This is a genomic window from Ruegeria sp. Ofav3-42, assembly GCF_022347725.1.
In the GTDB taxonomy this organism is placed as follows: Bacteria; Pseudomonadota; Alphaproteobacteria; order Rhodobacterales; family Rhodobacteraceae; genus Ruegeria.
The window spans coordinates 256,241-270,595 of sequence record NZ_JAKRGB010000003.1; the positions used below are offsets into that span (position 1 = coordinate 256,241).

Below are 14,355 nucleotides of genomic sequence, written 5' to 3' on the forward strand. Positions count from 1 at the left end.
GTCGCGCGCGGATTTTTCCCCTTCAAGATGGGAGGAAAACCCCGCAGGTGCAAGCGACGGGTTAGAGGGGCCATGCCCAAAATTGTAGAATTACGCAGCGGCGTATATTTGAGTTCCGCGACGTCAGGCTATTCAGCCGCGACGCCATCGGTGAATTGCAGGCGTGCCAGGCGGGCATACAAACCATCCTGAACAACCAGATCCTCATGCGTGCCCTGCGCCACAATCTGACCGGCCTCCATCACCACGATCCGATCCGCCTTTTTGACGGTCGCCAGGCGGTGCGCCACGATCAGCGTGGTCCGACCGGCGCGCATCTGATCGACGGCACCTTGCACCGCGCGTTCGCTTTCGGCATCCAATGCTGAGGTTGCCTCGTCCAGCAACAGAACCGGCGCGTCGCGCAGGATGGCGCGGGCAATCGCGATACGCTGTTTCTGGCCGCCTGACAGCATCACGCCGCGCTCGCCAACAAAGCTGTCATACCCTTCGGGCAGCTTCGAGATGAACTCGTCAGCAGCAGCCGCACGGGCCGCTGCTTCAACTTCGGCGTCTGTTGCATCCAACCGACCAAACCGGATGTTTTCACGGGCCGAGGCTGCAAAGATGATCGGGTCCTGCGGCACCAGCGCCATGTGCTGCCGGAAATCCGAACGATCAAGGTCGCGCAGATCGACACCATCAAGGCTGACATGACCTGCATCCGGATCATAGAAGCGCTGGATCATCTGGATGACTGTGGTTTTGCCAGCACCAGACGGACCTACGAAAGCCACGGTCTCACCAGGATTGATCGCCAAAGACATGTGATCCAGCGCCACAATATCCGGCCGCGCCGGATAGCGGAACGTGACGTCGTCAAAGCGGATCTCGCCACGTACCGGCGTCGGCAGCGATTTTGCCTTGGCCGGATCAATCACGGTGTCTTGGGCATTGAGCAACTCAACCAACCTCTCGGTCGCGCCTGCGGCGCGCTGCAGCTCGCTCCAAATCTCGGACAGGGCGGCAACAGAGCCGGCCATGATGATCGAGTAGATTACGAACTGGATCAGAACACCTTCGGTCATCACGCCATTACGGACGTCATTCGCACCCATCCACAGCACACCAACAATGCCTGAAAACACGAGGAAAATGACGATAACCGTCATCACCGCACGCGTCTGAATTCGCCGCAGTGAGACCGAGTAAGATGTTTCGGTCATGTCGCCGAACTGCTTGCGGCTGGCTTGTTCGTGCGTAAAGGCCTGAACCGTTTGCACCGCGCCCAGCGCCTCGCCCGCGTTGCCGGACGAAGCCGCGATCCAATCCTGGTTTTCGCGACTGAGCACCCGAAGACGACGCCCCATCACAAGGATCGGCACAACGACAACAGGAATCAGCAGCAGCACCATGCCCGTCAGCTTGGCAGAGGTCAGAAGCATCAAGACCAACCCGCCCACGAACAAAAGCATATTGCGCAGCGCAATTGATACCGACGATCCGAGCACGGACTGAATCAGCGTCGTGTCCGTGGTGATACGGCTAAGAACCTCTCCGGTCATGATCCTTTCGTAGAACTCGGGGCTCATCCCGATGACGCGGTCAAACACGGCTTTGCGGATATCGGCCACAACACGCTCACCCAGCCGGGTCACCAACGCATAGCGGATACCCGTCCCCACTGCCAGAATCGCCGCGATGACCAGGGCTGCCAGAAAGTACCAGTCCAGCAACTCACCGTCTTCGATGCGGAAATTGTCGACAACCCTTCGCACCGCAAGCGGCAGCGTCAGGGTCATGCTGGCCGTCAGAACCAAGGCAAATGTCGCGCCTATCATCAGCAAACGGTAGGGCTTCATAAATGGCCAAAGTGAGGCCAAAACGCCTATTTTCCGCGAGCCCGCGCGCTCTTCCGTGGCGCCGGGCGCGGGTTTGCCCTTGGGATTGCCTGAGGCGGAGTTTGCCATATTCGGCCCTTACGTCATGTTCGCACTTAAGTGTACGCTTCTTGGCGACCGCTGCAGCCGGGGTCAAGAAGCACCATGTGAAATGGCTGCCCATAAGGGCCATTTGACGCAGAATTTTGGGGCTGACTTGGAGCGGGCGGCGGGAATCGAACCCGCTTCATCAGCTTGGAAGGCTGAGGTAATAGCCAGTATACGACGCCCGCTCAGCGTTGGTTGGTTTATGCGATGCGTCAGATGCCGTCAAGCGCAGTTCGGACGCAGATTTCAAATTCGTTGCGAGCTGCTATTTCGCCCGCCTGAGGCGACCTCAGCCCCGATCCGGCAACCAATCACATTTGTCGAACCCGGCGGAAATTCGGATCATGGAACCATATTCCAAAGCCGCTGACCGGGCCAATCCGATCAGTTGTGCCGGATAGCTGATGGCCGCAGTCAATGCGTCCTGCAACGGTACGCCGACTTTGTCGACGAGGACGCCAACAGCGGTCGTCAGGTCGAGATCCGCGCCCGCCAACGTTCCATCCGCCAAGGTCAGCCTGCCATCGGTGCGCGTGATTCTGCGGCCCTCCAAATCGAATTCGCTTTGATCTGTGCCCGCGACGGCCATCGCATCGCTGACCAGGAAGATGCGTCCGGGGGTGGATTTCCCAGCCCAGGCCGTCCGCATGGCGGCCGGGTGTACATGGATCCCGTCCGCGATCAGCCCTGCTGACAGGCCCCCGTTTGCCAGCGCCGCACCGACCAAGCCCGGCTCGCGATTGCCCAGTTGGCTCATCGCATTGAACAGATGGGTCACGCACCGGGCTCCGGCGGCGACATACCGCTGGCATGTTGCGAAATCGGCATCGGTGTGCCCCAAAGATACGAGGACACCCGCTTCGCTCATCGTCCGGACCTGCTGTTCCGAGACACTTTCGGGGGCCACGGTGACTTTCAGACAGGGAAGCGCGTCAGAGGCGGAGATCAACGCATTCAGGTCCGCCTCCTCCATCGGGCGGATCAGATCGGCGTCGTGGGCTCCTTTGCGTACCACCGACAGATGTGGCCCCTCCAGATGCAGCCCGGCGACCCCGGGCACTTGTTTGCGAACAGCCTGAATTGCGGCATCTATAGCCGCCCAAGTTTTGTCGGCGCTGTCGGTAATCAATGTGGGCAGCAAGGATGCCACACCCAACCGCCGGTGCGCACTGGCGATTCTGCGGATCGTTTCAACCGAAGGATCATCGTTGAACATGATCCCGTCGCCACCGTTGACCTGCAGATCAACATATCCGGGACTCAGAATATCGCCTTTAAGATCGATCGTATCGCCTTTTTCGGTCAACTCGCCCTCGGGCAATAGCTGACCCGCCCGCCCTTCACGGAACACAATCGCGTGGCCGTGCAGCAACCGGTCTCCATCGAAGATCGGCCCATTGCGAATGATCGTTTTGCGCTCTGTCATACCGTCTCTGTCACTTTCTTGAGGTGCCGCGGCGCGTCCGGGTCGATCCCACGCGCGCTGGCGACGGCCTCGACCATACTGTAAAACGACGTGATGGCAGTGATCGGATCGGTAATCCAGTGATCTGTCCGAACGACCGGAAGGGCCTGTGCCCGTGTTACTTTGTCCGTTGTAGCAAAGGCCGCCGCCCCCTTTTCCGCCAGCGCGTCTGCGGCTTCGGCCGAGGTCTTCTCGGCGGCATCTGCGGCAGCAAATGAAATCACAGGAAACCCTTCTTCGACAATCGAGACCGGCCCATGCAGCACTTCGGCCGAAGAATAGCTTTCGGCGTGAATCTGGCAGGTTTCCTTGATCTTCAGCGCGGCTTCGTCGGAAATCGCATAGGATGGTCCGCGGCCTAGCGTAAACAATGAGCGCCCTGTGATCGTATCCGCCGCCGCCGACCAGTCACACTGTGCTGCTTGCGCCAGGTATTCTGGCAAGTTCTTAATTGCTCGGACCAACTCGGAATCGCCTTTAACTTCCGCCAACAACCACAGACCGGACACCAGCGAGGTTACGAAAGTCTTGGTCGCAGCGACGCTGAGTTCCGGACCGGCGTGCAATGGCAGTACCGCATCCGCCACCTCTGCCAGCCGCGATTCTGTATTGTTGGTGACCGCAACTGTCATTGCTCCGGACGATCGCAAAGAACGGGTCAATCCCACGATATCCGGACTTTGCCCCGATTGGGAAATGGACAGGCAAACCGATCCTGTTGCTTTCAGGTCCGCTCCATAAATCGAACTGACTGACGGACCAACCGAGGCAACCGGCAAACCCAGCAGCAACTCACTGGCGTATTTCAGATAGCTGCAGGCATGATCAGAAGACCCCCGCGCAACTGAAATCAGAAAGCGAGGCTTCGTATCCCTAACGCTTTGGGCGGATTTCCGGATGTTGTCTGCACCCAGGGTTAGCAATCTTTCGACGGCATCAGGGATCTCCAGAATTTCCTGACGCATTTTCGATGTTTTCTCGGACATGTGATCCCGGTCCTTCCGGCTATAGGCGCAATTCAGCGACGAAATCGTAGGCGTCGCCGCGATAGAGCGATCGCGTCAGCTCGGCGACCCGCCCGTTTTTCAGAAATGAGAGACGCTCGATGTTCAGGCCTGCCGCACCTTCGGGGACTTCCAGCAGTTCCGCCTCTCGCGCGGCGAGGTTCAGCGCTGAAATCTTCTGTACGGCGCGCACCGGGCGACGTCCCAGAGCTTCGAGCACTTCGTACAGAGATGTGGTCACTTCGATCGGGTTTGGCAGAATATCCAGCGGCAACGCGGCCCGTTCCAGTGCCAGCGGACGCCCGTTCGCTTCGCGCAGGCGATAGATGCGGGATATCTGTTCCCCTTCCGCCAAATTCAGGGCGGTGACCTCTTCGGTTGTTGGCGCAAAAACTCCACGCTCCAGCCATTTTGAGGTGGTCTGCATCCCGCGGCTCGACATGTCTTCGGTGAAAGAAGTCAAATGTTTCAGCGATTGTTCGACGCGCGGGACACGTTCCCGAATGAACGAGCCGGATCCCTGACGCTGTTCGATCACGCCTTCCTGCACCAGTTCCTGAATTGCCTTGCGAACGGTCACGCGGGACAATTCCGTGATTTCAACAAGCTCCCGCTCGGATGGAAGCGACGAGTTTGGCGCAAGTACACCGGTGTCGATCCCTTCTTGCAACCTGCGCCGCAACTGCACGTATCGAGGGCCGTTTTCTGGGGTCAACCATAGATCAGAGCGAAGAAACTCAGCGATGCTCATTTTGGACCTCCTTCGCCAGCGCCAGCGCTCCGGCCAGTGGTTCGCCCAATGGGCGTTGAATAGCAGACTGCATTTCAGTCGGCAGGTACTCTGCGTAATGAGGCGCAATGCCGCCGGTAAGGCAGATTGTCACCTGGCGCCGCCACCCAAGGCGTTGGATCATCTCAGTGACATACGCGGCACCTGCCTGCATGACGCGCGTAGCAACAATGTCTCCGGAAACCGCTGCAGAGGTCACCTTTGGGGCCAACGCGCCGAACTCCCTCGGCGTAGCATCTCCGGCGAAATCAACAATCCCGGCTGCACCGCCGAATTCTGTCATCAATTCTTGCGTCAAAGCGGAAGAGGCATGAACGTTGTCGACGGCATCCAGTGTTTCCGCCAGCGCACGTCGCCCGACCCACTGCGCCGACGCCTCATCTCCCAGAACCGGCCCCCAACCACCGGCAAAACGCATCACGCCTTTCTTCTGAGACGCGATGAAGGATCCTGTGCCGCAATGCACAATCAATCCGTCCTGTGCGCCCAGCGCTCCACGCAGCGCGGCGGGGCGATCATCCATAACGCGCGCATGGGCAAGCCCCAGAGACGCCTTAACGCGACTGGCAATCCGGTCGTCAGTGACTCCGGCAAGGCCAACAAAGGCGGGCAATCGGACAAGGTCCTGCTGCTCAACACCCAGCATTTGCGCCATCTGCGCAAACCCTGCCTGAATCTGCCGGATGGACGCGTCAAAATCAGTTGAGACATTCGCGGCCCCGGTTTCCACAGATTGGACAATACCACTGGCCTCACAAGCAACGCGGCATCTGGTTCCACCCCCATCTACGGCAAGTACGGCACTGTTCAGAGACTCAGTCATGACAATACCATTATAATACCTATTGAGATTTAGAAAGAGCGAAGTTGAGCGAATTCGGCACCTTTCCAGCGATATTCCTCCAAAATCCTCGATTTCGTTGAGGAAAATAAAATTATGGACAAGTGGTATTAAATAGGTATTGTAAACGAAACGCAAAGGAGGGGATTCTTTTGGCGCTGCCGTCGACCGAACAACTGCATCCGGACGCAATCAAGCTGGACTCGCGGGACCCGCTTGCATCAGCCAAAGCGCTGGCTGAAGGGCAGATCGCCGCCGCAACCGCAGTGCGGGATGCGCTTGAGGCGATCGCGCAAGGAAGCTCGGCCATGGCGCAGGCGATCAGTGCTGGCGGAACGCTGCACTACGTGGCGGCGGGTTCATCCGGCCTGATGGCCGCCGCCGATGCGCAAGAGCTGGGCGGCACCTTCTCGATCCCCGCGAGCCAACTTCGCATTCATATGGCTGGTGGTCTGCCGACGGGGGTCGAAATGCACGGAGGCGCAGAAGATGTGGCCGACGGGTTGGAGAACGAACTGACTCAGTTGCAGCAAATGGACACTGTGATTGCAGTGTCCGCTAGCGGATCGACCCCGTATACCCTGACCGCCAGCAACATCGCCCGCTCGCGCGGCGCGACCGTTATCGGGATTGCCAATAACGCAGGCAGCCCTTTGCTGAAGAATGCCGATATTCCCATTCTACTGGCGACGCCTCCGGAACTGATCTCAGGCTCAACGCGTATGGGCGCAGGAACGGCCCAAAAAATCGCACTCAACATGCTCTCGTCTCTTATGGCGCTGCAACTGGGCCATGTTCACGCCGGAATGATGGTCAATCTGCGCGCCGATAATGACAAGCTGCGCGCGCGAGCCACTGGTATCGTCGCCCGGATCGCCGAGGTCGACACAGAAACGGCGAAACACGCCCTGAAGGCCGCAAGCGGAGACGTGAAACCGGCAATATTAATCGCGGCGCGGGGCATGTCCGCTGTGGATGCCTGCGCCACTTTGGACGCAAGTGGTGGCGTTCTGAATTCCGCGCTGGACCAAGACAACTGACTGCTAACCAACTGGGAGAACAACAATGAAACGCAATAGCCTGAAACTGGCCTTACTGGGCACGACCCTGATGGCGTCAAGTGCTTATGCCGAAGACGTCACGCTGATCATCGAAAGCTGGCGTAATGACGACCTGACTTTGTGGCAGGAGCAAATCATTCCGGCCTTTGAAGCAAAACATCCCGGAATCAAACTGCAATTCACCCCGTCAGCCCCAGCAGAATACAACGCGGTCCTGAACTCGAAACTAGATGCAGGCTCGGCCGGAGACCTGATCACGTGCCGACCCTTCGACGCTTCTCTGGCTCTGTATGAAGCTGGCCACCTGACCGACCTATCCTCGGTCGAAGCGATGAGCAACTTCTCGGATGTTGCTAAATCCGCTTGGCAGACGGACGATGGATCAGCCAGCTTCTGTGTTCCGATGGCCTCGGTGATCCACGGCTTCATCTACAACAAAGACGCGTTTGCCGAACTGGGTATTGAGGTTCCGACCACCGAAGACGAGTTCTTTGTTGCACTCGACAAGATCAAGGAAGACGGCACTTACATCCCAATGGCGATGGGCACCAACGACCAATGGGAAGCCGCCACTATGGGCTACAACAACATTGGTCCGAACTACTGGAAAGGCGAGGAAGGTCGCCAAGCCCTGATCGCCGGCGAACAAAAACTGACGGACGAGCCATGGACGGCGCCCTACGCCACTCTTGCACGTTGGGGTCAGTATCTGGGTGACGGGTACGAAGCGCAGACCTATCCCGACAGCCAGAATATCTTCACGCTGGGCCGTGCCGCAATCTACCCCGCAGGTTCGTGGGAGATTGCAGGCTTCAACACGCAGGCCGACTTCGAAATGGGCGCGTTCAAGCCACCGGTCCAAAATGCAGGCGACACCTGCTATATCTCTGACCACACAGATATCGGCATCGGCATGAATGCCGCGACCGAGCATCCCGAGGCGGCTGAAACGTTCCTGGCTTGGGTCGCAAGCCCCGAATTCGCGGAAATCTTTGGCAACGCTGTGCCTGGCTTTTTCCCGCTGTCTAACACTCCGGTAGAACTGCAGGACCCGCTAGCCAAGGAGTTCGTCGGCTGGCGCGATGAATGTGAATCGACTATCCGCTCGACCTATCAAATCCTGTCGCGTGGCACGCCAAACCTTGAGAACGAGACCTGGGGCGCATCTGTTGCCGCCATCAAGGGTGCCAGCACCCCCGAGGAACTGGGCGCAGATCTGCAGAAAGGCCTGTCCTCCTGGTACGCGCCGCACCAGTAAGTCTGGCCTCAACACTACCCGGGCGGCGATGATCGCCCGGGTAATCCCGACACCCCTTTGAAAGCAATCCCATGAACCGCCCCCGCTTCCGCTGGCATATCGTCGTGTTTCTTGCACCGGCCGTTCTCGTCTACACGGCGGTGATGATCTTTCCGCTGTTCAACACGCTGCGGTTGGCGCTCTACACCGAGATCGATCAGAGCCGTGTTTTTGTTGGATTGCAGAATTTTCAAACACTATTTTTCGACCCTATCTGGTCTGAACAGTTCTGGAACGCATTGGGCAACAACTTCTGGTTCTTCCTGATCCACATGCTGGTTCAGAACCCGATTGGGATCGCGCTGGCCGCCCTGCTCAGCCACCCTCGCCTGCGGTTCGCAGCACTGTACCGGTCTGCGATTTTCATCCCCACGATCCTGAGCTTCGTGATCGTCGGGTTCGCCTGGAAGCTGATCCTGTCCCCGATCTGGGGCATCGCGCCTTCCATGCTGGACGCCGTCGGGCTAAAGTTTCTTTTCGCTCCTTGGCTCGGGAAAGAGGAATACGCGCTGACCACGCTGGCGCTGATCTCGGTCTGGCAGTTCGTGGGCATCCCGATGATGCTGATCTATGCTGCCCTGCTGACCATCCCTGAAGAAATTCTTGAGGCTGGCGAGATTGATGGAATCACCGGGGCAGCGGCCTTCTGGAAGATCAAACTGCCGCTGATCCTTCCGTCGATCGGCATCATCTCGATCCTGACCTTCGTGGGCAATTTCAACGCGTTCGACCTGATCTATGCCGCCCAAGGCGCTCTGGCGGGGCCGGATTTCTCGACTGATATTCTGGGTACTTTCATGTATCGCACCTTCTTCGGCTTCCAATTGCAACTGGGCGATCCGCATATGGGGTCTGCCATCGCGGGGGCGATGTTCGCGATCATCCTCGTCGGTGTGTGTATCTATCTGTTCGGTATCCAGACCCGGATGCGCCGGTATCAATTGTGAGGGTCAAACGATGAACAAAGCACGTCATAACCCCCTCAACATGATCGCAATGCACGGCGCGCTGATCCTGTACACTCTGATCGCCCTGTTCCCGGTTTTTGTGATCCTGATCAACAGCTTCAAATCCCGTCGAGCGATCTTTCGCGAACCGCTGGCGTTTCCAAACGCCGACAGCTTTTCAATGATCGGCTATGAGACGGTGATGAAGCAGGGGGATTTCTTCCTCTACTTCCAGAACTCGATGATCGTCACCGTTGCATCGCTGTTCTTTGTCCTGCTGTTCGGCGCAATGGCAGCCTATGCGCTGTCCGAATACCAGTTCAAAGGCAATCTGGTCATGGGCCTGTACCTTGCGCTGGGGATCATGATCCCGATCCGTATCGGCACCGTGGCGATCCTTGAGATGATGGTGGCCACCGGTTTGGTGAACACGCTCTGGGCACTGATACTGGTTTACACAGCGCAAGGATTACCACTGGCCGTCTTCATTCTGTCCGAATTCATGAGGCAGGTCAGTGACGACCTAAAGAATGCCGGGCGTATCGACGGACTGTCGGAATATACAATCTTCTTCCGGCTGGTTCTGCCCCTTGTCCGCCCTGCCATGGCAACGGTGGCCGTGTTCAACATGATCCCGATCTGGAACGACCTGTGGTTCCCGCTGATCCTCGCACCTGCCGAGGAGACCAAGACGCTTACGCTGGGCAGCCAGGTCTTCATCGGGCAGTTCGTCACCGACTGGAACGCGGTCCTGTCGGCCCTGTCGATGGCGATCCTGCCGGTGTTGATCCTCTATGTCATCTTCTCACGCCAACTGATCCGCGGCATCACTTCAGGAGCTGTCAAATGACCCGTGTTCTGATTGCAGGCCTTGGCAATATGGGATTGAGCCACGCGCTGGCACATCATCAACATCCCGACGCGCAGATCGTAGGATTGGTGAACCGGTCTGGCCGTGTGGATCACCCAGAACTTGCAGGCTATCCAGCTTATTCGGATTTCGCAGCAGCGTTGACCGAAACAAAACCTGATTTGGTAGTGGTCGCCACCTACTCAGATAGCCACGCCGACTATGCCTGTGCGGCGATGGAGGCTGGCGCGCATGTATTCGTCGAAAAACCACTCGCCACCAATGTCGCCGACGCGCGGCGCGTGGTTGAGACTGCCACTCGCCTGAACCGTAAATTGGTGGTCGGGTATATCTTGCGCCATCACCCCTCGTGGATGCGATTGATTGATGAGGCGCGAAATCTTGGTGGCCCATATGTGTTCCGCCTGAACCTGAACCAGCAATCGTCGGGATCGGAGTGGGAAACGCACAAGGCACTGATGCAGACCACCTCACCCATCGTCGATTGCGGCGTGCACTATGTCGACGTGATGTGCCAGATCACCGATGCGCAGCCCGTCCGGGTGCATGGCATGGGCCTGCGTCTGTCAGATGAGATCGCGCCGGATATGTACAACTACGGCCAGTTTCAGGTGATCTTCGATGATGGTTCGGTCGGCTGGTATGAGGCCGGCTGGGGTCCGATGATGTCCGAAACCGCGTTCTTCGTGAAAGATATCGTATCCCCCAACGGGTCCGTTTCGATTACCGACGGAAACAAGGGGGCCTCCGCCGATATAGACGGCCATACGAAAATCGGTGGCCTGCTTGTTCACACGCCAGAAGTTGATCGCACAATTGATATGCCCGATGAACCCGGCCATCAGGAACTCTGCGATGCTGAACAGGCTTACATGCTGCGCGCCATCGCTGAAGAAATCGATCTGACGCGCCATATGAATGACGCCGTCCAATCCCTCGCCATTTGTCTGGCCGCGGATGAAAGTATCCGCACCGGGCAACCCGTTTCCCTTGAGGAGCCATCGAAATGACTGCCCTGACGCTGAACAACGTGAACAAATCCTTCGGCAATGTGCACGTTCTCAAAGACATCACGTTGGAGGTCGAAGAAGGCGAATTCGTCGTTTTTGTCGGCCCATCGGGCTGCGGCAAGTCCACTCTGCTGCGTGTAATAGCCGGACTTGAAGATGCATCCTCGGGCGAAATCAGCATTGGTGGGCAACAAGTCAATCTGGTACCGCCATCCAAGCGCGGCATCGCGATGGTGTTTCAGAGCTATGCGCTCTACCCCCATCTCAGCGTGCGCGGGAACATGACCCTGGCGCTGAAGCAGGAAAAACAGCCAAAGCAGGTGATTGAAGAACGTGTAGCCAATGCCAGCCGCATGCTGAATCTTGAGCCTTATCTGGACCGCTACCCGTCTGAGTTATCCGGCGGCCAGCGTCAGCGGGTTGCGATCGGACGCGCCATTGTCCGCGAACCCAAACTCTTCTTGTTTGACGAGCCGCTGTCCAATCTGGATGCCGCCCTGCGTATGAACACGCGTATCGAAATCGCCAACCTGCACCGAGCATTAGATGCTTCGATGATATACGTAACCCACGACCAAACCGAGGCCATGACTCTGGCGGACAAGATCGTTGTGCTGCGCGACGGTCGCGTTGAACAGATCGGCAGCCCGATGGAGTTGTACAACAACCCCGCCAATCAGTTTGTGGCCGGATTCCTTGGCTCGCCTTCCATGAACTTCCTGCCCGAGGCGCTGCTGCAGGATGGTGGGCAAAACACCATCGGAATTCGCCCCGAAGACCTGTTCCTGTCTGATGACGGTCCGCTTGCGGCACAGGTCAGTCATGTCGAAAAACTCGGCGGGGATACAAATGTCATCGCCAACGTTCAGGATCACGCGGTGACAGCGCGCCTGTTTGGGCAGCATTCGATCTCGGAGGGGCAGGAACTGCGATTCGCATACTCTGAAGACAAAGCCTATCGGTTCAATGAGGCCGGACAGCGCCTAGGCTGAACCATTTGCTTTTGTGGGAGCCCACAACGCGATTCTGCCAACCACAAAAAGTCCGCAAAACCGACAGAACACATCGGCGTACTTCTGCCCTTCCTTTGGTTATTTTGGATATCCCAGCTGGCATAACAACGTCGTTAATCGGGTTGTTAAGTTTGTGTCACAAAGACGCCCTACATGGCTCTCATAATCTTTCTCAAGACAGCCAGGAGCCATTCATGAAAGACGTCGATTCGACCAACCTGTCCGCCGACGATTGGGACGAGCTGCACTTCCCGCGCCCCGAGGAAAACGACTTTGACCGCGTCGTTGAAAGCGCCATCTCGCGCAGGGGATTTCTGGCTGGCGTAGTTGCCTTCGGCTCCGGCGCCGCTGCCATGGGTACAGGCCTGCTGGGTTCAACCTCGGCTCAGGCCGTCGAAGCCTCGCGTTTCGCTTTCACTCCGATCGCCGCACAGACTGATGGCACCGTCCATGTGCCCGAAGGGTATGAGTGGAAGGTCATGACGCGCTGGGGTGACCCGCTGTTCTCGGACGCTGATGGCTATGACATCACCGATGGTGGCCCGGTTGAGAAATCGGATCGCATCTTTGGAGAAAACACCGACGGGATGGAAACCTTCTCGTTCCAGGGTCACGAACTGATCGCGATCAACCACGAATATCCGAACCGCAAGATCAACCTGCCTGCTGCGCAGGAAGGTGTCCCGGCCAGCGCTGACGATGTTCTGAAATTCCAGAACATTCAGGGTGTGACCGTGATGGAAATCGCCGAAGGTCCCGATGGCTGGTCGGTTGTCAAAGACAGCCCCTTCAACCGTCGCATCCACCACAATACCCCGATGAAGATCGTCGGCCCCGCCGCTGGTCACGATCTGCTGAAGACCGAAGCTGACCCGACCGGCACATCCTCGCTGGGCACCATGAACAACTGTGGTGCGGGCAAGACGCCTTGGGGCACCTACCTGACCTGCGAAGAGAACTTTAACGGCTACTTCGGCTCGTCGGACGAAAACGCCAGCTATGACCAGAAGGTCGCAGACGGGTTTAAGCGCTATGGCGTCAAGGCCGAAAGCTGGAACGGGTATGAGCTGTTCGACCCGCGTTTCGACACGTCAAAAAACCCGAACGAACCGCATCGCGCGGGCTGGATCGTTGAAATCGACCCGACCAAGCCGGACAGCACACCGGTCAAGCACACTGGTCTGGGTCGTTTCAAGCATGAGAACGCTGAGGTCACCCTGGCCGCAGACGGTCGTGTAGTGGTCTACATGGGCGACGATGAACGGGGCGAGTACCTGTACAAGTTTGTCTCGAACGGCACTTACCAGCCGGGCGGCGAGACCGAGGGACTGCTGAATGACGGCACACTCTACGTCGCCAAGTTCAACGATGATGCGACCGGAGAATGGCTGCCTTTGACGCCTGAAACCACCGGCATGGAAGCGGCAGAGATTTCCATCTTCACCCGCATGGCCGCATCCAAGGCCGGCGGCACCACCATGGACCGCCCTGAGTGGGTGGCCTCCAGCCCTGTTGCGGTCGAGGCCTATTGCTGCCTGACCAACAACAAAAACCGTGGTGTGAAGCCGAACGCCGGTGGTGATGACACGTCCGTCAACGCACCTAACCCGCGCGAGGCCAACAAGTACGGTCAGATCGTACGCTGGCGTCCGGCAAATGACGACCACGCTGCCGAAGGGTTCGATTGGGACCTGTACGTCATGGCAGGCAACCCGACCGTTCATTCGGACGACCGCGCTGGTTCGGAAAACGTGAACGAGGGTAACCTGTTCAACTCGCCCGACGGCATGGTCATCGACTCGACCGGCCTGATCTGGATCCAGACAGACGGCAATGACGACAACGAGGGCGACTTTGCAGGGAACGGCAACAACCAGATGCTGGTTGGCGATCCCATTACCGGTGAAATCGTGCGGTTTATGACCGGTCCGAATGGCTGCGAAGTCACCGGTCTGGCATGGTCCAGCGACCTGCGTACCATGTTCGTCGGCATTCAGCACCCCGGCAGCAATTGGCCGGATGGCGGTACGCCGCGCTCATCCGTGATCACGATCAAGCGCGCCGACAACGATTTGGTTGGTTAAGATTT

The 14,355-nt window shown here is 58.0% G+C and carries 12 protein-coding genes and 1 tRNA gene; 7 read left to right on the forward strand and 6 right to left on the reverse strand.

Annotated elements, in window-relative coordinates; translation table 11 throughout:
* Positions 1–128: 128 nt before the first annotated feature.
* From MHN28_RS06610 to MHN28_RS06635, 6 genes are all read right to left on the reverse strand, one after another.
* Positions 129–1,949: an ABC transporter transmembrane domain-containing protein gene (locus MHN28_RS06610; protein WP_239337308.1), complete on the reverse strand. Its 1,821-nt coding sequence runs from the start codon at positions 1,947–1,949 to the stop codon at positions 129–131.
* 128 nt (positions 1,950–2,077) lie between these two features.
* Positions 2,078–2,152, reverse strand: a tRNA-Gly gene (locus MHN28_RS06615).
* 104 nt (positions 2,153–2,256) lie between these two features.
* Positions 2,257–3,393 (reverse strand): N-acetylglucosamine-6-phosphate deacetylase, encoded by a 1,137-nt coding sequence (gene nagA, locus MHN28_RS06620; RefSeq protein WP_239337309.1) that lies wholly within the window; start codon positions 3,391–3,393, stop codon positions 2,257–2,259.
* Complete coding sequence (locus MHN28_RS06625; RefSeq protein WP_239337310.1) at positions 3,390–4,418, reverse strand: SIS domain-containing protein; 1,029 nt, start codon at positions 4,416–4,418, stop codon at positions 3,390–3,392. Before MHN28_RS06625 ends, nagA begins: the two co-directional genes overlap by 4 nt.
* Before the next feature lie 19 nt (positions 4,419–4,437).
* Positions 4,438–5,187 (reverse strand): GntR family transcriptional regulator, encoded by a 750-nt coding sequence (locus MHN28_RS06630; protein ID WP_239337313.1) that lies wholly within the window; start codon positions 5,185–5,187, stop codon positions 4,438–4,440.
* Positions 5,174–6,049, reverse strand: a complete 876-nt coding sequence (locus MHN28_RS06635) for a BadF/BadG/BcrA/BcrD ATPase family protein (protein ID WP_239337315.1) — start codon at positions 6,047–6,049, stop codon at positions 5,174–5,176. The genes MHN28_RS06630 and MHN28_RS06635 overlap by 14 nt, the downstream gene beginning before the upstream one ends.
* Before the next feature lie 170 nt (positions 6,050–6,219).
* Between MHN28_RS06635 and MHN28_RS06640 the strand changes: the two genes are divergently transcribed.
* The 7 genes from MHN28_RS06640 to MHN28_RS06670 all read left to right on the forward strand — a co-directional run bounded on the left by MHN28_RS06640 (position 6,220) and on the right by MHN28_RS06670 (position 14,350).
* Complete coding sequence (locus tag MHN28_RS06640) at positions 6,220–7,107, forward strand: N-acetylmuramic acid 6-phosphate etherase (protein WP_239337317.1); 888 nt, start codon at positions 6,220–6,222, stop codon at positions 7,105–7,107.
* 25 nt (positions 7,108–7,132) lie between these two features.
* Complete coding sequence (locus tag MHN28_RS06645; RefSeq protein ID WP_239337318.1) at positions 7,133–8,386, forward strand: ABC transporter substrate-binding protein; 1,254 nt, start codon at positions 7,133–7,135, stop codon at positions 8,384–8,386.
* Between the two features lie 71 nt (positions 8,387–8,457).
* On the forward strand, positions 8,458–9,372 hold the full coding sequence (locus MHN28_RS06650) for a carbohydrate ABC transporter permease (RefSeq protein ID WP_239337319.1): 915 nt from the start codon (positions 8,458–8,460) through the stop codon (positions 9,370–9,372).
* Between the two features lie 10 nt (positions 9,373–9,382).
* Positions 9,383–10,222: a carbohydrate ABC transporter permease gene (locus MHN28_RS06655; protein WP_239337320.1), complete on the forward strand. Its 840-nt coding sequence runs from the start codon at positions 9,383–9,385 to the stop codon at positions 10,220–10,222.
* Positions 10,219–11,253: a Gfo/Idh/MocA family protein gene (locus tag MHN28_RS06660; RefSeq protein WP_239337321.1), complete on the forward strand. Its 1,035-nt coding sequence runs from the start codon at positions 10,219–10,221 to the stop codon at positions 11,251–11,253. The genes MHN28_RS06655 and MHN28_RS06660 overlap by 4 nt, the downstream gene beginning before the upstream one ends.
* Positions 11,250–12,245: an ABC transporter ATP-binding protein gene (locus MHN28_RS06665; protein ID WP_239337322.1), complete on the forward strand. Its 996-nt coding sequence runs from the start codon at positions 11,250–11,252 to the stop codon at positions 12,243–12,245. The genes MHN28_RS06660 and MHN28_RS06665 overlap by 4 nt, the downstream gene beginning before the upstream one ends.
* 215 nt (positions 12,246–12,460) lie before the next feature.
* Entirely contained in the window at positions 12,461–14,350 is a 1,890-nt protein-coding gene (locus tag MHN28_RS06670) for a PhoX family phosphatase (RefSeq protein WP_239337323.1), read from the forward strand.
* The last annotated feature ends 5 nt before the right edge of the window (positions 14,351–14,355 follow it).